Below are 23311 nucleotides of genomic sequence, written 5' to 3'. Positions count from 1 at the left end.
TAGATTGCCTGTGTTTGTTTCGCGGCGCAACCAAAGTTGGTCGCAACGTAACGGCAGCAGCGATGCTGGAAGCTCGCTGCGGATTTTCGCCACAAAGAAAATTGATCGTGTCTGGGTTACGACAAGCGGAGACCAAGCTGCTCGTCGCTATTCATTTCAAGCACGCGAACGGTGGTACGGCCCGTTGGGGTTTTGCCGACGATCTGTATCCCCTGCCACTCGAAGTGGTCGTCCCAATCGTCTTGGCGAGGATGAAACAAGACAGTGATTTCTTCCGTTTCAGGATCAACCCCCGTTAAATTGGGGCCTTTGTGCAAGTTGCAGTCGATGCATGCCAGTGCCAAATTTTCAACTTCGTCGCTGCCGCCGTGTTTGCGTGGAATGATGTGTTCAACGTGCAGAGTGGCGAGCGGCGAATCGTCCTGATGAAGCTGGCAATACTCACAACGATGGCCCGCCCGTTCCCGAACGATCGTTTTGGTGGATTCGTTCACCGTCATCTAGGAAGCAGGGTTCAAAAGACGACGAGCTTGTCGTTGTAGCGTAGCGATGAACTTGTTGGCCCGAACGTAACCCTGATACTCCAGACGCTCTTGATCGGTCAGCTCGCCCTCGGTCGACTTGGTCGCGAGTTCTTCGATCCGGGCACGAAGATCGGGATCGACATCAAAACTGATGACGGTTTCGGCTTTCGGCTGCGGTAAGACCTGCTTCAGTACGGGGCTGACGGCACGGTCGAACGCGGAGGATTCTGCGGTTGGATTCATACTTACTAGTTTACCAATCTCCTTCTTGAAAATCCAGTAAATGGTCGCCTGATTGGTTTCCCAGGCGTTTTCGGCTCAATAGTCCGAGGGCAGCATGCCTGTGATCGCTCCCCCCTCGCCGTCTTCGATGAACCAGAGATCTTCCGCTTTCGATTCGTCCTCGAACACCTGCAGGTAGTCGATGCCGTCCATTTGCTTGGCAACCTGCCGCAGTACCAGATAACACGCAAGCACCGTTTCATGCGAGTGCATCTCGATCGCGGCGGGCGTCGACAACAACGGTTTGTCAGGACCGGCGATGAACTGACAATTTGAGTCGGGATGATCGTACGGAATCTCTTGAATCTTCAGTTTGGGAAGCGACATAGGAACGGATGGGAATTGCCAACAGAATAGCGAACGGCGGTTCGCCAAACGAGAAAAAGGCCCTCGGAGTTCGAGAGCCTTTCATCGACTTGCCAACTACGCTCGATTCATCACTTTCGACACGGGTTGTGGGTCGAAGTGCAAGTCTCGTTCAACGGGCAGCCCGAGTGAACCTCGCAACTGTTCGACCTCGTCGAAAGTGAAGGTGCCGAACTCGTCTTCGATTCCCCGAACGAACCCGTAGGCGATCCGGGATTCTGGATCGTATTCGATGACCCACCAAGTCCAGTTGGCATCGGGAGTGAACCATTTGACTTGAACGACGGGATCAGGATTTTCAGATGTCGCACCGAGTGTCGGTAGCTTTGCCAAGATGCCCTTGGGAAGAAGTGTGTGTGCCGGTGATTTGGTTCGTGGACGTATCACGGTGAATGTGGGGAAGAAATAGATTGCCGCGATGGCACGCTTTCTCTTGCATGATCCGAGCGGTGTCACAAAGCAGAGCCGCAGGAAGCTTTTGACACGTCAGCGAAGGATTGTGCTGTTTTGCTCGTGCCTCGTCAGCAATCGTTTCTCCCCTCGAGTGATACGCCACGTCAACTCGGTATCAGATTTCATTGACATCGCAAACGGTCAGGCATACCGTGAGACCTGATGTTGAAAGCTCTCGTTCTCAAACTGACGGTTCGCTCGCTGTGCAAGAGCATGAAAATCTTGTACTACGAGGCAGTCGCTGAAGATCCGAACGCGGACGCGAGAGAAAACTTGGTCAACGCCTTACGGAAAAAATCAGACTGGAAGCAAACAGGAAAGACGACGTTCGAGTACACGAACGGCGGTTCGGTACGCGTCCTATACGGGGATTCGCTCCGCACCATCGTTGAGAAGATGCTGGGCGTCCAACTCTCCAGTTGGCATGCCTCGGGACCGTTGGACAAGAATCAGTTGGAAAAGGATGCAAAGCAGGGATTGGCAGCACTCAACAAATATCTCCAATGAAACCTTTGACGCACGCGGCCCGGCGAGAAAACGACCATGAGCGAGCAAACAGAGACGTGTCACTGGGAACTTGCGGTCGCGGACGCCCGCTGCATCGACCCGAGTGATTTCTGGGAAACGGCAAAGCTTCTTTGTGGCATTACCGCCCTGACGATGATCGATGAGATCACTGAAGAACAAGCAGAGTATGCAAGGCGAATTTTCTCGGAACGCTCTCGGCACGCAAACCACATGGACTTGCAGCCATCTGATGAACGGCAACGAAACGAGCTTTGGACGTTAGTCGTTGCCCAGGCAAAGTCGTCAGTTGAAGAAAACGATGGTTGGGAACGGCTCAAGATCCTGATTGGACTGACACAACTCTTTGGCTTTGGGATGATTAGCCAAGAACAAGTCGACCACGTCCGTAGCTTGCTGCTGGGAGAAAACGACGGAGCAAACTAGATAAGCCGACAAACGGGCAGCATCCCCAACGGCGTGTTGACTGTGCGAACGACTTTGATTCGTCGGGTGTGCATCATGGCCTCTAGCAGACCTTCGTTACCGCTGTACGTTTTGAAGATGAATTCGCCGTCGGCCAAAGGAATTTCGGGCAGGCAAACCGAAAGATCAGCGTACAGATCACCATTCGGTTCTTCGAGGGCGACGTAAAACTGATCGTTGTCGGTATAGCGTCCAGTGATGAGATCCAGTCGTTGTTGCCCGTGGTGGTAAAGATTGAACATAGCGAGAGAGGGAAGAAAAAGATGAGCGGCCTGTAGGCTTCGGTGATGAAGCTGCATTGCTGAATTTCGGGTCAAGGTGGAGCTGCTCGCAGACTACCTTGAACTCAACGAAATTTTGACAATGCAAAAATGGCACCGATTGGCGTCACTGGCACTCGCTCATCTGCTTCCACTCCCGCTGATTCAATCAGCACTCACGCAATGATACGACTTCGTTTGTCCCGTCAGCGAAGACAATATGATCCAGCACAGTGATGCCGAGCAGCTTTCCTGCATCGGTTAACCGCTCGGTGACTGCGTGGTCTTCCCTGCTAGGCGTTGGATCGCCAGAGGGATGGTTATGACTTAGACAAATGGCACTGCTTCCCTCCAGGATTGCTGGCTTGAATACCTCGCGTGGATGCACCAACGACGCGTCGAGCGTTCCCTGCGTTATCTCCACCACGCTCTGCACGACGTGTTTCGTGTCGAGCAAACTAATCACGAATTTCTCTTGGTCTGCTGCAGGATTATCCATCCAATACTGACGAAAAAACGCGCATGCTTCGGCGGTACTGGTCAATTTCGCTCGCCCTTTCATCGAACCGATGCGAATCAGCGAAACGATTTTCAAAGAAGTGTATTGGGATTGTTTTTCTAGGCGGATAGCCACTTGCTCTTGCACGCTGGGCGTCTGCAACGATTCGTTGACTTGCTGACCGATTTTTCGACGGGGTGTTCTCTTTGGTTCGTCTTCAACGGTCGGATAGACGCAGGCCGTGTCAAACCAAGTCTCTTCGTCGGTATGGTCAAACGCGATGCGGACCTGCTGACGCTTATGGGAGATCCCAACAACATGGCCGTATCTCAGTTCGTCTTTGCCGAAAAATACTTCGACGTAATCGTGCCGGTGAATCTCAAACCGATGAGCGGGACCATCAATGTCGATCTTTGGCCGATCGACTGAAATTGAATTGCGGTTTACTTCTGGTGCTGGCCATTGCTCAAACGGCTTTCCACCAAAATCGAATTGCCTATCAGGGTTTACAAAGAGCTTTATAACGTCCGCTTGCACCTCCGATTGGCTTTCGCCAATGGTGGATTGAGAGTGTTCCTCTACCGCTTCGTGCCGGTTCGGCTCCTCGTTCGGATGATCGCCCCACAATTCAAGTTGTCGTTTCATCTGAAAGATAGCTTGCCATCAGATCGTCCGAACACCTATTAAATCGCATACTTTATCGGAACAACGCATCGGTCTTCTCCTCCAGTTCGGCACGCGGGCGAGCGAACTGACGAAGTGCTTGTCGTTTCAGCTTTTTAACTTTCTCTGCAATCGCCTTCGGCGGCGGCAACGTCTTGATCGTCATGGGACCGGACGGCATCCCGTCAATCAGGATGTTCGCGACGGCGTGAAATTTGGGCATCGTCATCAGTCCCTCGGGCGTGACCGAACCTCCAAAGTGTCTCGACCAAAACGGGGCGTCTTCCGATCCGACTTGGAATGTCACCAGCGAACCACAATTCCCGACAATCGCTGAACGCAATTCGGGAGCTAATTGCTCACGATACTGGTTCGCCAAAACGAATAGCGGTGCCCGATACTTCCTGGCCTCCGACAACGATGTGGCAAGCGCGGTCGTTGAATAATTTTGCAGCTCGTCAACGTAGCAAATAAAGTCTCGACGCTCGGCCTCGGGAATGTCCGCACGCGACTCCCCTGCCAATTGCAGCGAACTGAGTAGCAACGCACCAAGCAAGTTAGCGGAGTCTTCACCGAGCCGACCCTTCGACAGGTTACAAAGAAGGATGCCGCCATCATCCATGACGTGCCGAAGATTGAAACCACTCTTGGGTTGTCCCAGCACCAACTGAAGTTGGCGATTGGAAAGAAACGCACCTAGCTTGTTTTGCAGAGACGCCAAGAACTGAGCCCGATCGCGTTCATGCCAACGCCCAAACTCCCCATGCCAGAACTCGCGAACGGCTGGATTGGTCACCCGTGCAACGGCTGTTTTCCGGTACTGTGCATCGGTCAACAAGCGATTGATGCCGATCAGCGTCGCTTCGGGTTGCTCGACGAGCGTGTAAAGAGCATTGCGAAAGATGTGTAGCAAACGCGGGGCCGATGCCGCATCGAGACCAAACACTTTTACGAACGCCGACAGAACGCCGTCAGCAATTCTGCCACGGTCGATACCACCAGAAACGTCAAGCGGGTTGAATGGAACGAGTTGTTGGTTGCTTCCAGGATCAAAAAGGATCAGATCATTCGTGCGTCGTTTCGGTGTTTGGGCGACGGCATCGAGATACAAATCCCCGTGCGGATCGATCAATGCGACACCGTAGTTGTCACGCATGTTGGCTGTCATCATCGATAGCATCAGCGAGGATTTCCCGACGCCCGTTTTACCGGTCACGTAAACGTGTCGCCGCAACGTTTCAATCGGCAAACCGACCAAACGGCTGTCCTTGCGGTAGGCGGTTCGGCCAAGCGGCGTCAGCCGGCTATGACGTCCAGCGGATGGCAGTGTAATCGGCGGCTCGACTTCAACGCTCTCCAGCCGGTGCAGCTTGGCAACCTGCACTGCATCATCAACGGGATGCCACATCAAGGCGATCTCTTCAGGGGAAAGCAAGCCGGCGTGGCCGACGGGCCTCTCATTGCCAACGGCGGCCACCGCCCAGCGATTGTCATTGGAACCGAACAGCGAAAAACCGCCCACGATGTCACTCACCCTTTCTTGGGCGTCGGCTGAACCCGGTGCCTGGGTTTCAACCTGGATCGTCAACTGAGTTTCAAATAGGCAATCGTAGACCTTGCTTTCTTTTTGTGGCGTGGCACTTCCGCCAAAAACGAAGCAGCGAGCCAGTATCGCTGACAACCAACGGAACGATCGTTGGTGATGAACCAAGCCACGAACGAGTTTCACTTGCAGCATCTTGCTGACGCATCGCCCGTCGGAGACGTACTGCGAACGCTTCGCCCAGCGATAACGTCGATCATGAGCGGGCCGCAAACGGATCGCGATCCGTGCGTGGCTCGATGATGAACGGTTTTGTTTTAGCAGACTGAGGACTGCGGTCATTGGATCGTATCGATCAGAGTCCCGTCGAAGGTACTCAAAATCAAGATCCGGTCGCAGCAAAACGCACTGCATCTTTCGGTTGTTGGCGGATCGAAGCAAGTCGTCATCCACTCGCTCCAACTTCGCTCCAGGAAACGAATCCAGCAGATGAACAAGAAGCAGCGATCGCAGCACCAATGGACAATCGATCAGAAACTGAATGCCGCCACCGTGGTCGGCGACGACTAGCTCAACGGGATGTCGAGCGGCATTTGCAGCGTGGACGCTGCGGAGAACCGCGGCCATCGCTTCCTTGCCATTTTGAGTGCCGGCGGGAAGAGTCAATCGATGCAGCATGAAGGGAGGGGCAGGTGTACTCGCTCGGCGAGGCCATTTGTGACGGCCAAGCCGAGACGAGGCCGGTCGATGTCAACCAGTCACCAATAGATTCCGGTACCCATTCCCTTCTCGATCCAAGTGTGTTCGACACTGGTCCAGCGATGCGGAGCGAAGAGACGCAACCTGCATTCACCCAGGATCGCTGGTTGAGTTGCGGAGGAAGGGGCAGCACGCATAGGAGCAGTGCTTTGGAGATGAGCCAGGCGACAAATCAAACGGCAACTAAGACTAGCATGCCGCCCATGGCAGCGTCACGAAACTTCGCTAGCAAACGTTCTACGAAACGAAGCCTTTTGGGAATAATAATACGGGGTCCCCCTCAGCGATGTCTTGCTTATGCAACAATTGTCACCAAACAACATCTTGCAAGGATACGACGGTGCACGACACGGCGCAAACCGTGATAAAGCGGAAGAGACTGCTGATATCATTGGTTGCCTTGAAGCTTTTCTAAACGCTCATCAATGAATTCATAGCCTGGCGTAATGTTAACATCGCTGTAAAGAGCATAAAAACCCGCATACTTAAAGAACCTATCGATGTCATCAATAACTTTGCGTTTGGGAACCTTAGGATCTGAGAAATCAAAATCAGAATACTGGTACTCAGACGTGCTTTTTAAGATTCTCAATAGATCTAAGTCTAAGTCATCTAGTGTTTGAATCCTTCGAACACAATTGCGCGTATGATCAGTAATTAGGAAACCACTTAGAGCATTTGCAAAAGTAAAAGTAAATTCCCCATTCGATGCAGGCAAGCTGTAAAACGAATAACTTGCGCCTCCGAGCAATCTTGAATCGTCAAAATAATCATTTTTATATTGCCTAATCTCCTTTTGCCACAACGCTGAAAAATGACACATAGCTTCACCTTCAGTATTATCTAAAGTGTCATAAAAATGGAGTGCAATGACATTGTTGTCTTGCGATTGGAATGATCTGACATTGTGATCTAGGTCATACTTAACCTGCCCGAGACGCCAGTAAATTGTCTTGTTACCAGTCTTCTTGTCAGCCATTACTCGTTGCGTTAACGTTACTGTGTTACCTGAAAAATCAGATACTAGGTATGACGGCAAGGCTATTAACTGGCCAGCGATAAAATCCGATAAAGCGTTTGGGCGATGATGCCAATCCTTAGTGACGTTATTAATAGCAGCAAGTATCTCTTGCGCTTTTCTGTCATGCACACCATCTACTTCCGCTAGCGTATTGTCTAGCCTCGAAAACAACACTGAGAGCGATTGAAGCTGGCTGGTTTCCTCGTTGTGCGTAATTGCCAGAGCGGTCGCCAAATTGTCTCGACTGTCTTCGACCACGGGTGAGATCTTGTAGTTGTCGTTCTCCAGACAGTTCTCTGGTCGCTCCGCTGAAAACTGATGTTTCGGAGACGCTTTTTGAAGCGTCTCAAGTGCGGACTGCACTGTGGCATAACGAGACTGGACATACGCAACATAGGCTTCGTTGAACGAAGACAGCTCGACGGTATTGATCGCCTGGGCCGTCCCATCGAGTTTGACAAGCTCTCGTTTGGAAGCAACCAAGAGCTTTTCTCGGTTCAGTCGAGCGATGGATTCAATGCGGCTGATCCTGTTTCGGCTCACCCCGATGACGTACTCAGTCGAATCATGACGAGTCTTGATGTTTTCGAGGATCGCGGTCGCGTCTTCTTCCCCCAATGGTTTCAGCGAAGCGTTCACTGACGCTTGAAGTGCTTGGAGCTTTTGTTCACTAGGCAGTGTTGGCTTGTTGAGCTCAGCGAGCAGTTCACTGGCGTTAGACTTGGCCGCCTGTACTGCTGACTCGTATTGCTGGCGAGATAGATAGACGCCGGCCACCGTGCCGCCGGTCGCCAAGACGGCCAATCCGCCTCCGACCAGTTTGATCGTGCGGCGTCGATTCAGCCGTATGCGTTCCAGATCGTCTTGTTCCCGCTGTTCGCGTTCTTGTTGTTCTTGCTGGATTCGTTGTCGCTTGTAAACCGGGTCGGCTTCGCGTTTGGCGAATTCCCGCTGTGTCTCGGTGCGGCCAGTAAGCGTCCCCGAGCCGAGTTGCGTGAACGCGGCGTTGATGCTCTGCGATGGTTCGAGCAGGGTGGAATCTGTGGCCGATGAGTTAGGGCCGTCCGCCATCGTGCGTTCGAGTTCGGATGGCTTGGTGCTCAGCGTGTCGATTTCGAGGCTATTCAGAACCTTGGTCAGACTGGATTCAAGGTAATCGATCAACTGCGGATCCGGTTCCCAGTAGGATGCCATTGCCAACACGTCTTCTTGGGTTGACTCCTCGATGTCGCAGTACGACGAGTAATGCTCGACCTGCTCTTGAGACAGGCCAGATTGAGTGAGGAAGCAGCGATACAGGGCCTCCATCACTTCCGGCATGCTGGGTCGGTCGGCCGGTGCCTTGGCCAACATTCGATCCAGAAGCTCACGTAGATAGGTTGGCTGGAAATCATCAAGCGAGACCGGCTTGGTGTGTTGTGCAGAATTTTCATCACCGTGCCGCCGGTGAATAGATTCTTGCCGGTGAAGTAGCGGTAAATCGTGCATGCTAAGGCGTACACGTCGCTGTTGGCGACCGCCTCGCCATGATGCTGCTCGGGCGGTGTATGCGTGGGCGTGCCGAGGAAGCCGCCCTGGGTCATCGAGCTACTGGAATCGAGTTGGGCCATGCCAAAGTCAGCGACTTTGCACTGTCCGTCACGAGACACCAGGATGTTGTCGGCTTTGATGTCCCGGTGGATGATGCCGATGCTGCTGTTTTCGGATCGCGGGTGAACGTGGGCCAATCCTTGGGCCACTTGAGCGAATAGGAACAAACCCAGTTGTTCGTAGAGGGGTGAATGACGATCGAGGTTTTCAGTGCATTCGGAGAGAGTTCCGCCATCGACGAACTCGATCTCGCAGAACGATTCGTTGGCACTTAGTTCACCAGATGCGAATTGGCGGATGATGTTTTTGTGGTCGATGCGAGACAGCGATCGGGCTTCTCGCAGGAACCGTTTCTTGCGATTGATCTCGCGGGTCTTTTGTTCTTCGGTGATCGCTCGATTGAAGTCAGTCTTAGAAACCTTGACGACTCGCCATTGATCGGAAGCGTAGACTTTGTAGACGACGCCCTGTGCTCCCGCTCCGAGTACCTGGACGGGGTGATAGTAGGCCGGAGTCGGTGTGCGTTTGCTAGGCAGCGTCTTGAGGACCGCTTGTCGCCCGGACTCGACCGACAGCAGCAGATTCAGCCGCAGGCAATCCAGATCGGGAGCAAAGGGAAGTTCATCGAGCCGTTCCCTGGCACGCACGACGAACTCGGCGAACACATCCTGGATCGATTCGTCATCGACGGGGATCGCCAATTCGTCGAGCAGTCGCTTCATCGACGGAAGGTGGCCGTAGAGCCGGGTGAGATGAGCGACGAGAGCTTCTCGGCTGGAAAAGACATCGTTGACGTAGACCGATTCGTCATCGTCAAAATCGATCTCACCTTGGGTGCTCTTGCTAGTCAATTCCTGGGTGACAGCGGGATCGGTCGCATCCTGAGTGGCATCCAGAGCGGCAGGCGATTGGATGGTTTCAGCCGGTGTTTGATCGAGGGTTTCGCCCAAGCCGCTGGGAGCGTTGTCGTTGCTTTCTGAACTGTCCACGGTGATTCACCCTTGGTAGGCCGCCTTTGCGTCACCCAGTATATCAGCCAAGGGCGCTCTTTGGGATAATAGTCCGTTCCAGGCCATTGTTGCTCGTCAATAACGGCTCAGCGAAAGGATCTGCCTGGAGAATTCGATCGAGAGTTGCACCCAGAAATAGCGTTCTGTCGGAATTTTGAATCAGCCGGCTACATTCCCTGAGCACTCTGTGCAACCGTTGCTCGCTGCGAGTGGTGATGAAAAGCACGAGGTATCGTGCGGGATCTTCCCGCTTGTAGCGAGATTGGTGCAAATCGTAGGTGCGAATTTTGCGTTCAATCGATTCGATGTCTTTGTTGCTACGCACGCGTTCGCTTCCGTTGTCGAGTTCCAGAACGAATGAATAGGGACGATCCGATTGTCTGCGATGACGCAGCCGAAAGGCACCGTCAGGAAAGACGTGCGATTGCCCCGCCTGCAGTTTTACCGAATTTTCACGGGCGTACTGATCCATCTCGATGCCATGACGCTTCGCGGACGAAGCCAAGTGAGCAACCAATGACGCGATGGCGTGCGTGTGGACGTGATGACCGACCGAGACTTCTGAGAAATACCTGCGTCCCGGCAAAATCGCGTCGGCTCCGTAGATCAACCGATATCCGCTACGCGTTAATTTCCAGTACTTGGGGGCACGTCCGTCACTGACCAGAGAATAGGAAAAGGACTGTGTGAAGCCGGCATCCTTCAGGCGACCGAGTCGGCGGCGAACCAGTGCCTCGTCGGTGAACGGTTGACGGTACGCTTGACTGGCGACATGAAGTTGACGCGGTGTCATCGGCGTGCGATCGAGACTCGTCAAAATGTCCAAATCTCGATGGGTCAAAGCCGTCGTGTTTTCTTTTGCCTTCAAGTGCGAGCAAGCGTACCATGAATTGCAAATAATCACTCCCCTTTCTTCTTGCATGAACTCCCGAAAACCATCTTCGTATATGAGCGACATCGATGACTTGATCGCTCAAACGCCACTTGAACTTGTTCTGTCGCACTACGGTTTACCGTTGCCTGCATCGGGAGCACGTGAGCATCGAATGAAGTGCGTGTTCAATGAAACTTGCAGCGATAGCAAGTATGGGAATTTGTCGGTGCAGATGGATGCGGCGAAGCGACTTTTTTGCCACGTGTGTGAAACGTCTTCCAACCTACTTGGATTGTTGCACGGCCTAGAAAAGCACCAGCCGCCGACTGGCGGTAGGCTGCGTGGGCAAGAATTCAAGGATGCTGTTGCGAAGCTTCGAGAGATCAATGGGTTAGCGGATGACCAACCAAGAAAGCCGTCAGCCCAGGCAGCAGCGGCACCAAAATCTGATCCAAAGCCGGTCGTGAAAGAAGCCAACGTGCCGATGATTCGACACGAAAAAGAAGCCGCTCGGGAACTTGCCAATCTGTGTGATGATCTGATCGTTGACGTTGCCGAAATGAGTCCCGATGCAGGGCAGTATGTTCGGAAGCGTGAATGGCTCACGCCGGACCAAATGACGGCATGGGGCGTCGGCTGGATTCCAGGCAACGGACGAAGCCTGTTCCGAAAAAACTATCTCGTCTACACACATCGCAACGAGCGAGGCGAAGTGGTCAGCTATTCAGGCCGCGATCTTTCCTTTGAAGCGAAATGGACAAAGTGGCTCCGCGACGGCAAGCCGGAAGGCAAGAAACCGAACAAGCACCGCTACGTCACCGGCTACAAGCGGGGGCTGGAATTGTACGGCGGGCACGCTGGCCGAATGAACGAACCCTACGTTCAGGAATCGTTGAATGAGTTTGGCGTTGTCATCACCGAAGGGCAGAACGAAGTACTGCGAATGGAGAGTCTGGGTGTGGCCGCTGTCGGCCTGGGAAGCAACAAGGCGACCGACCATCAGGTCGACAAGTTGGTTCGCTTCGCCAAAAAGGCGGGCGGCAACCGAGCGTTGCTCTTGCCCGATTGTGACGAAGAAGGCGAAGCCGGGTTCAAAGAATTGTTGTGGCGTCTCTCGGAAGCGGGCGTGCAAACCCGTCTCGGGTTCACCAGCAACACTCACGGCGGAATGATGCGAGGGCGTCAGCCCGAGGATTTGACCGACGAGCAATGGGCGACGATTCGTCAGACGCTGTCGGCGTAGCCGATTGTGGCGTCGGTGAAGTGGCGTTTGAGGGGCGTATAAGCTCCGCGTTTCTTATCGGCATGGTGAACGTCGTCGCGATAGCGATCAACGCGGAGAGACGCATTAGCGTCCTGTTTTACGGTAAGTGGAGAGTGGTGCCGTGGCGGTAGCCGGACTTCGTCCGGCGGTTGGCGGCGGCTTTGCCGCTGGTGAAGTGGTGTGCGGCGACGCGTCGAGGACCGACCGTAGGGAGTGTCAGCGACCCCAGGCGGGTTCGCCGTGGCTCCGTCCGCGATAGTCGAGTAGCCGCCTGGGGTCGCGGACGAAGGACGTCGACGCGGAGCCCTGATCGTGGTGACCGAGAGCGGCTTTCCCAAGCCAAGATGAGCGTGCAGTCCCCTGCCGCGAAACCTGACACGAAAGCTCGCACGCTTGTGGGGCAGGCCACGCATCAGCCAATCGGCTGGGCCTCTGTTTTCTTTTTGTGGTGAATTGTCGTTTCAATCGACGATCCCAGATTCTATTTCGGAACATTTTTTCAATCGATAGCGAGCATCTGCTCGCCTTTGTTTATCAACTTCTTTGTAACAGTTTCTTTGGCGTTTAGTCCCGTCGATCAGTCTTCCGCTTCAACACGCGATTCGTTGCCTGAATAGGAACCAAAAAGGTGACGCAATCTGCGGGCATCTTGCCCAAAAAGGTGACGGCTGTTGCGGTCCATTGAATCAAAAAAGGTGACGCGAGTTGCGGGTGGTTCACTGCTTGTATTGGTTCAGAATGGAGGCCATCGAAGTCGGTTCGTTCTCGATTGAATCGCCCTTTTGGCGGAACAACTTTCGCAGGTTCATCTTGGCCGAATAGGTCGCGTTCGCTTTTGCTTCGGATGGAGACTGACCAGCATCTTGCAGGCCACGCATCAACCGATTCATCACCCGCTCGAACGCTTCGCGTCCCTCGGATTCCAAAAATTCCTCGAAGCCGCGATCGTCGCCCTCGGATTCCGGTTGATTCGCTCGCTGTTGCTCAAACTCTTCGCGTCGAAGCTCACGCCACCAATCCGGCGGCGTCGTCCGACGTGCCGCCGCCAGTTTGACGTGATACTGAAAGAATGCCTCCGGTGATTGATTGATTCGTTTCTGCTCGATCGCCGAAAGAGTGATGTCAGCCCATTGCTGCAACAACGAAGTAGCGTACTTCTTGCTCAGGCGATGAATGGTTGCGGAATCGAAGCCGATCTTCCGCAACGGATCGTAAAGCGGCGAATCTTCGACCGAGAACTTCGTCTTGTAGACTCCCCCATCAAAGAACGTTCCCTTGTCGAACGTCACGGTGAACCGTCCCTTGCTCTCCTTGCGGAACAGATCCTTGACGGATTTGCAGTCGTCCGGCAGTGCGATCACGTTTTGATCGACCAGCTTCTCGATGCACCGAGTCAGTTTCTGTTTGATCTCTTTGGTCGCCAAGCGATCCGAGAAACCGAGTGTGCCAACAGCGAGTTGCCGAATCTCGAACGACGGTGAACGGTAGAGTCGATAAAAAACTTTCTGGAGCAACAGAAACAGCCGACGCGATGCGTAATCCAGTTGCCGGTAGGAAGCAAAATCGAACGAGAAACTGCCTTGAACGGCACGGCACATTTCAAACCATTGAGAGTCGTGGACGAAGTGCCACGCACGCGAACTGTTGGGGTCGATCGGTAGCGAGTACTTCAAGAACCCAAATGCTACATCGCGATGTTCGCCGCGAATGGGATCAAAGAAAGCGTCATTGGTGTAAACGACGCCCGCAAGCCGGCGAATGGCGTCTCGAAAACCTTGGTAGCGTTGAGCTTGCTGGTTGTTGGCATCCACGATTCCAAGCTGACGCAAACACCAGTGCGGCGTCGCGTAGAAATCCTGTTGCGGATCGTTTTGTGCGAACGTCAACGAGAGCAAACCGAACAGGTAAAGTTCGTCGTTGGGAGACAGACCAAACGGGGAGGCCACTTGGACGTTGGCCGTCTTTCGATTGCGATTTCTGTCGGTGTATTGGTACGAAGTGTCGTGCAATAAGCCGGGCGTGATCGAAACGCGAGCGTCGATCGGGCACAGGGCGTGTTCGACCAGCGAATGCTGAGCAAGGCCGCAGTGCCGCGAGGTTTTCGGGCGTCTGGTCGTTGGCCGCGTTTGAGAAGTGGTTTTCAATTCAGGGTTGGGAATTGAGGAAATCCGCTAGCCGCGACTCCCCTCTTTCTTTCGCTGAAACAAACCGCCGAACAGCGGTCGCTTCGGTTTTGGTGCTTCTTTGCTTTGCGTCTTTGATTCCTCGACGGTGATTGTCTCCGGAGTCGGAGCGGTCAACGCCAGTCGCTTTTGCAAATCTTGCATGAGGACATGAGTCTCCTTCATACGGTCATCCAATCGAACGATCTGATCGTCTTTGCGATCAAGCTGCGTTTCAAGCGTGCGGATCTGTTGATCCTTGGCTTCAAGCTGTTGTCGAAGGATGCTCAGAACTTCGCTCGATGCTTCGCCCTCACTCCCCTTCCCTGAATCCTCGGCAGTTCCAAATTGTTCGATGACAAAGTCTCGCTCAATTTTCCAACGATATGGCTCCCCTGCTTCTTGAGCACGTTTGAGTTCTTCCACGGACGGTTGGATCTTGTCGCGTGATTCGTGATTGGGGTCGTCGACCACATCGCGGATGAACCGCTTGATCGTGCTTGCGGATACGGGTGTCAGTTTGCCCGCCTCGACCGCAGAAATGAATTCAGACATAGAGGAGATTGGAAAGTAGCTTGACGCTACAGCACCTCAAAAAGAAAAGCAAGCAAATGAACGATCAACTGAACCAAGCGTTCCAGGAGGCACCACCACCCGATCACGCCCCGACTGCGACCCGTCAATATTGGTGTTCAAATAATGTGAACGCAATCCAAACGCTAACAAAAGGCGATCCATGAACGAATGCTGATCCAATCATCAACGATTCGATCGCCGTCCAGACTGGAGTAGGGGAGTGAGTGTGTGCCCGATTCAGAACTCAGCACTCAACCGATCAATCAATCGGCGGCCATGAATCACCTGCGACCCGTTCGCAGTCCATTCACGAACAGGGCAAGACGCGTTCAGTGGCTTTCAAAGTAACTAAAGAGGGGACTGTGGCAGTTCCATGATCGGTAAACGAACGAACCGCGACCCGTTCGACAGTCTCGTTTGTTGTTTGACAGTGAACAGTCAATTCAATCGAACGATCCTGAGCCGTCCAAGATTCATTCAGGACCGATGCAATAATCCGTCCATGCAGAATGAATGCCAATCAAGCAATAGATTTATAGCTCAAAGCGGTTCTGTAGAACTACAAATGAACTGTCCAATTGAACGCCTCATTGATCCGAAAACGGGCGAGCCACCAACGACGCATTCTGCGTCACAATACCCACGCGCAACCGACGAAATTCCGCTCCTGGAAACGACCCACTAATCGACCCACTAATGCGCAAAAACGACGCGAGATCCAAGATAGGGGAAAGGTAGGTACAAAAGAAAACCCCGCAAAAAGCGGGGTTTTGGTGAGCATCCGAAACGCGAAAGGAAAGCTCTGAGTGTCTACGGAACCGAAGGTTAGAGGTTCGAATCCTCTGGGGTGTACTGCTTCATCTGGCGTGCAGTGGCATGCAGATGCGACGGGTTGCGAATTAGCCCGGTTTTTGCTGGGCTTTTTTTGTTTCTGCTCGTTGCCTCCATCCGGCTCCGCCGCCTGCTGCTTCGGCTTATGCTTCGCATTTTGCCTAGTCACTGCTTCGGGTTCTGCTTCGCCTTTTTCGGCTTCGGAAGAATCGGCACCATTGAGCGTTCTACGCTCTGGCGTCGAACGTTCTTGAATCGCTCGCTCAAAGCTCTCTGCGGTCGCCATCGCGTAGTGCAACATGGCAACCGGAACGCTGTTCCCTAGCCATGCGGCTACGTCCTTGGCCGGATACTTCGCCATCAGTTCCGTTTCTCGCGTCGCTCGCAAGTTTTGGAACAGTCGCGGCCAAGCTTGATGCCCCGCTCGCGTGATGATCTTTTTGAACGTCGTTCGCAGATTCGCGTTTGTGTCGCGATAGCGAGTGATGACATGGATCGTCCCTGGTTCGGCCAGTTCTTCGGCATCCTCCAAATACGGTCGCAATTCGGGGAAGATCGGGCAGGCCCTGACACCACCGCTGGCACAGTGGGCGGTTTTGGGTGCATGGATCGTCATTTTGCCGCCGGCCAAATCGACGTCGTCCCATTTCAGCCCCAGAACTTCGGTCGGACAGCGAAGGCCGCCGAAACGGCAAAGAGCGATGATGGTCCGCCACTGCGTGTCGGGGGCGTGCTCGATGCAGTCATAAATGATCTGAGCGTGAACAAAGTGTTGACGCTTTGGATTGCCGCGTTGGGTGCCAACCAAATCCTCAAACGGATTTGATTCAACGAGTCCCCGCTTGATGGCGGCGTTGAAAAACTGCTTTGCTCGACCGCTTCGGCGTCGCACCGTTTCATCAGCCAGCGTCTTGCGACCTTTGTCGCGGCGGTTGCTTTTAGTGGCGAGCCAGATTCGCCAATCTTCGGCATCGCCCGGCGTGATGGTTTCGAGTGGTCGATCTTCGGTAAAGAAATCAACGAGGCTTCGCCGCGTTCGTTGATAATTCGCGAGCGAATTCCCTTTAATATCACTGCGGGACTCAATGTACTTGTCGATCCATTCGCCCAGTCGCATGCGACCAGCGGAAGGTTCCGCGAGACCGACTTTCACTAGGCGTTCGCGGATCGGCCCGTCGATTGACTTGAGCCAAGCGGCGGTCTGTCGATCGACAGAATCGCCGGAGAGCTTTGCGGACAAAAGTAGCTCAACTCGTCGGCAAACTTCGTCAGCGTGTTTCTTGGTGGACTTTCCGAGTCGTAGCGTTTGGCGTCGTCCAGCGGGATCGACGAATTGAATCCAACGGTGGCCGTTGGGACGATTGGTTACAGAAGCCATGATTGATTCCTTCGTGAGTTGTTCTGATTGTAGAGATTGATTTTTGAAGTCAAATTTTCCACTGGCAGCCGGAGTGGTCGCGAGTGGCTTTCGGTTCAAGTTGTGATGATTGAGTCACGGCCAGCGGGTCAGCGTGCGTGACGTTTGATTCTGAGAGGCCGTTTTCTCGTCGGATGCGATTTGCGGCGGCTAAGAGTCGTTGTGTTCGCTTGCGTCGTTCTTCTGCATCGGGGTCGCATTCGGAACAGTGCCAAGCGTCATCGAGTGTTTGCACATCGCAGTAGCGACCGCACGAACAAACGGGAACGTCGTCGAAGTCAACTTCTTCCAGTTCATCGAGTAGTGCCGATGCTTCGGCGTCGATGATCCACGGACCATCGTCGGCTTCATCGTCGATACGTTCTTCTTCTTCGACCGCCGATAAAGGCTCCTGGTTGAAGTCGTGATTTGCGAACCTGTGTAACAGTGCCGGTACACCCTGGATTTGCGCCCTTTGCGGCACCCCCGGCACCCGATCACTCTGCGTCGATGGCGTGCAGTTGCAGGGAGCGGAAGTGTTACCCGTGCGGGTGCCGCAATGGGCGCAAAGGTCGCAAATTTTAGGTGTGTCGGTGGTGTTGTTTGCAACCATTTAGAACGCCTCCTCGGTTTGCGGCACCGGCGTTTGCGGCACCCCGGTTTCGGCTTCGTCGATTTCGTAGCCGTATCGCTTTGCGACCACCGCAACGTCCGATGCGTTCATGCGATACAAGCGTTTGCCGTGCGAACGTGAAGTCCGCAAACCGTAGCGGCGGAGAACCACCGAAACGCGGCGAGCGTTCCAACCATCCTCGAACGCATCCGGGTCGATGTCTTTGGCGGTTTCCAGAACGTCGCCCGGTGTGATCCGTGGCGTGGTCGCGACCAGTTGATGCAGCGCGGCCAACAATGCCGGGTCGGCTTCGGGCGTTGAATCTTCGTGATCCGTTTCGATTTGCCGTGCGGCGTGGCCGATGACAAAATCGAGTAGTGATGGATCAGACGAAAGCGAAGCGATCCGAAACAGTGGTTCCCAGCGTTCGGCGTCACGGTTGGCGAGCGTTGATGCTGGCGGCGGCGTGTCGATCAGCTTGGCAGCGTGTTCGAGCATCCAGCAATGAAGCAAGTCGCGAACCGCTTGGTCATCGGCTGGCGATTCATCGAGTGAGCGACCGGCTCGCGGGCTGCCGGTGGAAGCTCGCGACAGTCGCACCGTGATGCAACGCGATGACAACGCGGGGGGAAGTCCACGGATGCAGGCGAGTAGCTTCGGTGCAAAGACATCGAACGAAACCGATCGAAAGGTATCGCCGGATGGTTCCAGACGATTTGCCCGTCCACCGCGTCGATAACCCGACAGCAAGATCGAAGTGATTTCCCCGACATCGGGTGAACGGTCATCCTTGAGTCGTTCGGCTTCATCGAGCAGCAGCGTTCCGCCGCGTGCGTGCAGCGACCGAAAGACGTTCGCGGCGGTCGTGTTCGACGAAAACATCGGTCGAAAGACCATGCGACCGATCAAATCCATCGTTCGCGTTTTGCCTGAACCAGCGGGACCGGCCAGATACAAATACGGAACGGCGGGAAAAACCGGATAGCAGTACGACAACAACACCCAAAGGCTGAGCGTTGCGGCGTGACCGATCGAACCCGCTTCGCCGTCCGCCGGGTCGGTTGGCAATTCGATGAAGCGGTCGAGCCGTTCCATGACGGCGGTGATTGCTTCGTCGGTGGTCGGAGCGACCTTGCCGCTCGTCCACGCTTCGCGTGACGCTTGCGACCAGCGGCACAATTCCGATGCGTCCGAAACCGTGGGCGGATACGGCATCGGGGAAACGTGCAAAACTTGTTCGCCAACAATGATCGACGGTTCCAGTTCGCTGGCCGATCGCTTCGCATTGGATTTCGCGTACAGCGTCCAAATGCCATCGGGACCGTTTCGCGTTTTCATCAGTCGCGGAACGACAATCGCGGAATAGTCGCGGCGGATGATGAGCTCGGGTCGCGTCATTTCCATCGCGTCGAGTTCTTCGCCGTGTTCGGCTTTCGGCTCGTCGCTGTTTTCTCGTTCTCGGGTGCGTTCGAGGTCGGCAAGCAGTTTCAACAACTGCGAATCAACTTCAACCGGCGTGAACCGTGGAACGAGTTTGTTGATCGCACGGGCGAACTTGCTGCGTGCATCGGCTCGGTTCAGATCAAGTTTGTCTCGGTGCAATTCATCGTCGGCGAGCCGTGCGATTACAGTTACCGTGTCGCCGCGACCGCTTCGCTCGACTGCGAGTGAGAGCGGTTCGATCGGGGTTTGCATTTCCTTTGCTTCATCCATGATTCCTAGTTGTCCTCCATGCTTCGTTTCGGATTCGGAACGCTGCGACGGATCGCGAGCATCAAAGCGTCGGCGTCCGCCAACATTGCGTCGAAGTCAAACGGCGTTCCGCCATCGGCGACAAACTTCCGTGCGTCGTCGCCGGGATTGCCAGGCGTGATGATGCGAACGGTGTTCGCAACGGTCACAAGCAACCGAGCGAGTCGCGTTGCTCCGTTCTGACCTGCTTCGTCGTGGTCGGCGACGATGGCAACGTCGTGACAACCGATCCGACGAACGAAGTTCACCGTGGCGGGCATCGCACCTTGGCAACTCGGGCGACCGATTGCGGGTAGGCCGATCGAGAGCAACGCGGCGGCGTCGGTTGGACCTTCGCAGATGAACAGTCGATTGATGCTGGTTGCGATTCCGTCAGGAACGAACAGCCCGCCGCGTCCACCGCGATAGCTCCACTTGTCGCCCCCCGTTCCATCAGGCTTACAGTGACCACGAAGCCGTAAACCGATGCAGCGACCACCGCTATCAACCATCGGCCAAGTCGTCGCCTGATCCGCTTCGCTGTAGCCGACTCGCAAACGAACGAGCGTTCGCGGTTCGACTTGCAGCCGCTTTGCCAGTGATTCACGACGTTCGCGGCTCATTTCGCAAAAGAACTGCTTTGCCAAATCGTCGAAGTCGATCTTCGGTTCGGGCGGTTCGCAATTCACGATGCGATTGCTCGACACGGTTCGGCGTGCGATCGGTCGCGGTGCCCGCCTATCGTTCTCGTTCTTCACTCCCAGCCAATCGGCCAACCATCCGAGCGTGGCTCGAAAGTCCAGCCCGAGAATCCATTGCAGCGAAGCGATGCCATCACCGGGCGACGGATCGCAACCGCGAGTAAAGCAATGCCGACAGTGAACCGCTCCGCGTCCGTTGATGTTTGGGAACGCCGCGAAGCGATCGCGTCCGCCGCACTTCGGGCACGGATGGCCTTTGCCGTTGAGCTTGTCGGCGTCGATGCCTGCGGCAATCAGAATGTCGAACCAGCGACCAGACGCGAGGGCTTTCAGTTCTTCGACCGAAGGCAACGAAACGGTGTAGCGTTGTTCGCTCATTTCGCACCTCCGTTCTTCTTGTCGGATTGCGAAGCGATTTGCTCGGCGATGTAGCGGTCGATTTCGGCGACCGGGTAAAGCACTCGACGACCAAAGCGAACCGCGAAGATGGGACCGCGTGGTGCGGTCCGTTCGTAAAGTGTCCGAGAACTGATGCCAAGTTGTTTGGCAGCGTCATCACGACTGAGACATTTGACGTTGTCGCCTCCCGGCGACGGAACAGTAAAAGCCACGAGAAAAACTCCCTCTCATGCGAAAAACGGAACGGTCCAACGGACGGTTCAGGCATGAAGGAGCGGGCGTCAACGCACTTATTGCAATTGACGTTGTGACCAGACTTGTCAAACTAACCATTAGCTTAGGGCGGCAGTTCGATTGTCTGGTTCGCCTTTCAGTCGGAACCGTCCAAACAGCAAGCCCGATGTGTTACAGCACATCGGGCTTGTTTTCTTTGCGGCATACAGGTTTGTCTTGAACCCGTTGGGGCTGCAAATCATCGCGTGGCTTCCCAGCCCATCATCCTGAAACCGTTTGACAACTTTGCAGTCGTCATTCGGTCGCGACATTCAGGATGCTACCGACAGAATCGTTCTCGTCCAGCATTGGAAAGCTGTTCGGTCGAACTGTTGCCGTTCCGCTTGCCACTCCAGTCATCTCGGTGCATCGTCGTGCTTCTCGGGGCAACCGAAAAAAGTTCTCGGTTTTTGTTCTCGTTGGTTGTTCACGTTCGCACACTTGGTTGACTGGTTGCGTTCGGTCGCGTCGGCGAAGACGGACCGGTGGCGAAGAGTTAGTGTTGCCGATGGTCGTGACACGTTAGGTCACGGACGAAGAAATTTTTTCTCAAAAAAGTTTTCGCTGCCCGCCGCCGCTGCAATCTTCGCCGCTCCGCGTGGCTCATCGAGTCCAGTTTTTACGGTGTTTCGCGGCTCTTGAACTTCCGCCGCCGGCGTCCATCCTTCGTGTAGACGGATCGTTTCTCACACGGAGGTTTTTGAATGTGTCGCAATCTAGCTGCTGTTTTCGTTGTCGTTTTTGCCGCTGCCGCCGCAATCGCCGACAGTTCCGATCCCACTTCCACCGATCGCGTGTTGCGTGCGTCGTGTCGCATTTTCGCCGGCAATGCCCGAGGCAGTGGAGTCATCTTCGATGCCGACGAGGACAACTACCACGTTCTGACAAACGCACACGTCGTCGGCGGCGTCGGCAACCGAGTGAGTCTTGAGTTCGAGCATTCGGGTTATCGGTCCAGGCCGATTGCCGGTCGCGTCGTTCGTTCGCATATCGCCCGCAACACTTCGATTGATTTGGCGATTGTCGAACTTCCGCGATCAGCTTTCCCTGGGCCGATGCCCGTTGTGCCGCTTGCAGAGGTTGGCTTCAAGGATGATTCCCCAACCGTGCTGACGTGCGGAGCGCAAGGAGGCGCAGCCGTCAGCCTGCAACGCGGTCACATCGTTCGTCAAACGCGAGCCTTGATCTACTACAAGCCCGAGGCGTTGCCCGGTCGCAGTGGTTCGCCGTTGTTCAACGACGACGGCTCCCGAGTTATCGGCCTCGTCGCGTGGCGAACCGGCGACGGTCACGGACTCGCGATGAACGCCGCCGCCGTTCGCTCATTCGTTCGCGGCGAAGTCGCGGAAGTCGAAACGGCGTTGCCTGATGACGCGATTCCACTCTGGCAATCGTCAACGATGCTCGTTCTCGTTACAAGCGAAGGTTGCCGACCGTGCGAATTACAAAAGCAAGCGATCCCCGACGACGTTCGCTACCAGACGTTCGACATCGAGTACGTCAACGAGAAAGGCTACCAAGTCGATTCAACGCCGACGTTTCTGGTGTTCGTCGATCGCAAGCTACAAGAACAGCGATCGGGTTTGCTTCGCGGCGACCGATTGCGAGCGTTCTTGAATCGCTGGGGATTCGGCGACGATCAAACTGAACCCGAAGACTCCGAGCCGTCGGACGACTTCAATCCGTGGACGAACAAGCGGCGATGGGAACGAGGCCCGATCCGCGACCGGCTCGACGAAGCGAAAGACCGCTTCGCGTGGTGGCTCATCGGCAAGTGGCTCGGCTTTGCCGGTGGTGGAGCGGCAGTGCTGTTCCCGTGGCTGTTCTTTATCTATCGAGCGTTATGCAAGCTGCGTAGTTCTGACAGCGACGGTTGCCCAGCGAACAGTCGGCGACCGGGACGAAAATCGTCAAAACGACCGCGAAAGCCTACGAGAGCTCGTAAAAGTTCGGGAACCAAGCGAACGCATTGACCGTGTTCCTTGTCCAGTCAGATTGATACCTAAAGTTAGAGCAATCACGCGTTGAAACCCTTTCCCCCTCTCCCGGTTGCGGCCGTTCTTCGTATTCGAGAAGCTATGTAGCTACGGGAGTAGTGGTTTTGCCGGTAAACCACCTAAATCCCGACTGACTACAATGAATGGAGATCGGGGCACATGTCCGCCGAAAACGAAGTTGAGCAGCCGCAGGCGATCCTCGTCATCTTGATTATTCCAAGTCACCGCAAGAACGAGGAAGAAATTTCCGAGAAGGCACGTGAAAAGTGGCGGCGTGATGCCCAAATCTTATTCGCTGAACTTTTTGGCGGCTCAACTGCGTTTGAAGCAGTCCAGGGAAGTTTCTGGTCGAGCGAACAGGAGAAGGTACTTTGGGACTTTCCGATCGTGATTGAAGCCTATGTGAGTTTGCCGGACGAGCAGCGTAATGCAGCCTTCGAGGTTTTGCGCGACTTCGCGAGCAAAATGAGAGCAAAACTTGACCAAGAAGAAGTTATGCTAGTGATCGACAATTACACCTACTTTCTGAAGTGA

At 54.6% G+C, this 23311-nt stretch carries 24 protein-coding genes; 5 read left to right on the top strand and 19 right to left on the bottom strand.

The features are described from left to right. Positions 1 to 116 precede the first annotated feature (116 nt). The 4 genes from RC85_RS00220 to RC85_RS00205 form a co-directional block, all read right to left on the bottom strand. On the bottom strand, positions 117 to 494 hold the full coding sequence (locus RC85_RS00220) for an HNH endonuclease (protein ID WP_200836744.1): 378 nt from the start codon (positions 492 to 494) through the stop codon (positions 117 to 119). A 6-nt stretch (positions 495 to 500) separates the two neighbouring features. Then, complete coding sequence (locus tag RC85_RS00215; protein ID WP_068257864.1) at positions 501 to 767, bottom strand: DUF896 domain-containing protein; 267 nt, start codon at positions 765 to 767, stop codon at positions 501 to 503. 75 nt (positions 768 to 842) lie between these two features. Continuing rightward, complete coding sequence (locus RC85_RS00210) at positions 843 to 1133, bottom strand: hypothetical protein (RefSeq protein ID WP_068257863.1); 291 nt, start codon at positions 1131 to 1133, stop codon at positions 843 to 845. 96 nt (positions 1134 to 1229) lie between these two features. Next, positions 1230 to 1559: a DUF2958 domain-containing protein gene (locus RC85_RS00205; RefSeq protein WP_238383074.1), complete on the bottom strand. Its 330-nt coding sequence runs from the start codon at positions 1557 to 1559 to the stop codon at positions 1230 to 1232. 228 nt (positions 1560 to 1787) lie between these two features. Here RC85_RS00205 and RC85_RS00200 point away from each other — a divergent pair, with 228 nt between their 5' ends. Both RC85_RS00200 and RC85_RS00195 read left to right on the top strand, forming a co-directional pair. Then, the gene (locus RC85_RS00200) at positions 1788 to 2132 is read left to right on the top strand and encodes a hypothetical protein (RefSeq protein WP_068257862.1); all 345 of its coding nucleotides are present in this window, start codon (positions 1788 to 1790) and stop codon (positions 2130 to 2132) included. Between the two features lie 36 nt (positions 2133 to 2168). After that, complete coding sequence (locus tag RC85_RS00195) at positions 2169 to 2576, top strand: hypothetical protein (RefSeq protein WP_068257861.1); 408 nt, start codon at positions 2169 to 2171, stop codon at positions 2574 to 2576. Here RC85_RS00195 and RC85_RS00190 read toward each other — a convergent pair. The 7 genes from RC85_RS00190 to RC85_RS00165 all read right to left on the bottom strand — a co-directional run bounded on the left by RC85_RS00190 (position 2573) and on the right by RC85_RS00165 (position 10918). Then, on the bottom strand, positions 2573 to 2857 hold the full coding sequence (locus RC85_RS00190) for a hypothetical protein (RefSeq protein WP_068257860.1): 285 nt from the start codon (positions 2855 to 2857) through the stop codon (positions 2573 to 2575). The genes RC85_RS00195 and RC85_RS00190 overlap by 4 nt on opposite strands. A gap of 187 nt (positions 2858 to 3044) precedes the next feature. Further along, on the bottom strand, positions 3045 to 4019 hold the full coding sequence (locus RC85_RS00185) for a JAB domain-containing protein (protein ID WP_068257859.1): 975 nt from the start codon (positions 4017 to 4019) through the stop codon (positions 3045 to 3047). A gap of 52 nt (positions 4020 to 4071) precedes the next feature. Continuing rightward, positions 4072 to 6258 (bottom strand): type IV secretory system conjugative DNA transfer family protein, encoded by a 2187-nt coding sequence (locus RC85_RS00180; protein WP_068257858.1) that lies wholly within the window; start codon positions 6256 to 6258, stop codon positions 4072 to 4074. 80 nt (positions 6259 to 6338) lie between these two features. Then, a complete protein-coding gene (locus RC85_RS27355; protein WP_162273149.1) occupies positions 6339 to 6476 on the bottom strand; it encodes a hypothetical protein in 138 nt (45 codons plus the stop codon). 251 nt (positions 6477 to 6727) lie between these two features. Further along, positions 6728 to 8713 (bottom strand): hypothetical protein, encoded by a 1986-nt coding sequence (locus tag RC85_RS00175; protein ID WP_157593849.1) that lies wholly within the window; start codon positions 8711 to 8713, stop codon positions 6728 to 6730. Beyond that, complete coding sequence (locus RC85_RS00170; RefSeq protein ID WP_068257856.1) at positions 8668 to 9939, bottom strand: serine/threonine-protein kinase; 1272 nt, start codon at positions 9937 to 9939, stop codon at positions 8668 to 8670. Before RC85_RS00170 ends, RC85_RS00175 begins: the two co-directional genes overlap by 46 nt. A 43-nt stretch (positions 9940 to 9982) precedes the next feature. Then, positions 9983 to 10918 (bottom strand): replication-relaxation family protein, encoded by a 936-nt coding sequence (locus RC85_RS00165; protein WP_235033184.1) that lies wholly within the window; start codon positions 10916 to 10918, stop codon positions 9983 to 9985. On the opposite strand from RC85_RS00165, the gene RC85_RS00160 reads away from it, so the two are divergent. Then, the gene (locus tag RC85_RS00160) at positions 10908 to 12077 is read left to right on the top strand and encodes a toprim domain-containing protein (RefSeq protein ID WP_068257854.1); all 1170 of its coding nucleotides are present in this window, start codon (positions 10908 to 10910) and stop codon (positions 12075 to 12077) included. The two genes, RC85_RS00165 and RC85_RS00160, sit on opposite strands and share 11 nt — an antisense overlap. Positions 12078 to 12814: 737 nt before the next feature. Here RC85_RS00160 and RC85_RS00155 read toward each other — a convergent pair. From RC85_RS00155 to RC85_RS00115, 8 genes are all read right to left on the bottom strand, one after another. Continuing rightward, on the bottom strand, positions 12815 to 14242 hold the full coding sequence (locus RC85_RS00155; protein WP_149752619.1) for a hypothetical protein: 1428 nt from the start codon (positions 14240 to 14242) through the stop codon (positions 12815 to 12817). Between the two features lie 27 nt (positions 14243 to 14269). Beyond that, entirely contained in the window at positions 14270 to 14815 is a 546-nt protein-coding gene (locus RC85_RS00150; RefSeq protein WP_235033185.1) for a hypothetical protein, read from the bottom strand. A 652-nt stretch (positions 14816 to 15467) separates the two neighbouring features. Continuing rightward, entirely contained in the window at positions 15468 to 17045 is a 1578-nt protein-coding gene (locus tag RC85_RS00140) for a tyrosine-type recombinase/integrase (protein WP_149752620.1), read from the bottom strand. A gap of 49 nt (positions 17046 to 17094) precedes the next feature. After that, positions 17095 to 17676, bottom strand: a complete 582-nt coding sequence (locus tag RC85_RS00135) for a hypothetical protein (protein WP_068257850.1) — start codon at positions 17674 to 17676, stop codon at positions 17095 to 17097. Then, positions 17677 to 19389: a DUF3631 domain-containing protein gene (locus RC85_RS00130; protein WP_068257849.1), complete on the bottom strand. Its 1713-nt coding sequence runs from the start codon at positions 19387 to 19389 to the stop codon at positions 17677 to 17679. It lies immediately after the preceding gene. 5 nt (positions 19390 to 19394) lie between these two features. Continuing rightward, complete coding sequence (locus tag RC85_RS00125) at positions 19395 to 20486, bottom strand: primase-helicase zinc-binding domain-containing protein (RefSeq protein WP_068257848.1); 1092 nt, start codon at positions 20484 to 20486, stop codon at positions 19395 to 19397. After that, entirely contained in the window at positions 20483 to 20719 is a 237-nt protein-coding gene (locus RC85_RS00120) for a helix-turn-helix domain-containing protein (protein WP_068257847.1), read from the bottom strand. Before RC85_RS00120 ends, RC85_RS00125 begins: the two co-directional genes overlap by 4 nt. A 120-nt stretch (positions 20720 to 20839) precedes the next feature. Next, positions 20840 to 21052, bottom strand: a complete 213-nt coding sequence (locus tag RC85_RS00115) for a hypothetical protein (protein ID WP_068257846.1) — start codon at positions 21050 to 21052, stop codon at positions 20840 to 20842. Between the two features lie 432 nt (positions 21053 to 21484). Here RC85_RS00115 and RC85_RS00105 point away from each other — a divergent pair, with 432 nt between their 5' ends. Both RC85_RS00105 and RC85_RS00100 read left to right on the top strand, forming a co-directional pair. Then, positions 21485 to 22753 carry a trypsin-like peptidase domain-containing protein gene (locus RC85_RS00105; RefSeq protein WP_068257844.1) on the top strand — a complete coding sequence of 423 codons (1269 nt, stop codon included), beginning with the start codon at positions 21485 to 21487 and terminating at the stop codon, positions 22751 to 22753. A gap of 183 nt (positions 22754 to 22936) precedes the next feature. Further along, positions 22937 to 23311: a hypothetical protein gene (locus tag RC85_RS00100; RefSeq protein WP_068257843.1), complete on the top strand. Its 375-nt coding sequence runs from the start codon at positions 22937 to 22939 to the stop codon at positions 23309 to 23311.

Source organism: Rubripirellula obstinata, from assembly GCF_001642955.1.
In the GTDB taxonomy this organism is placed as follows: Bacteria; Planctomycetota; Planctomycetia; order Pirellulales; family Pirellulaceae; genus Rubripirellula; species Rubripirellula obstinata.
The sequence above is the reverse complement of the archived record's forward strand: the minus strand, read 5'-3'. Positions and strand labels throughout refer to the sequence as shown.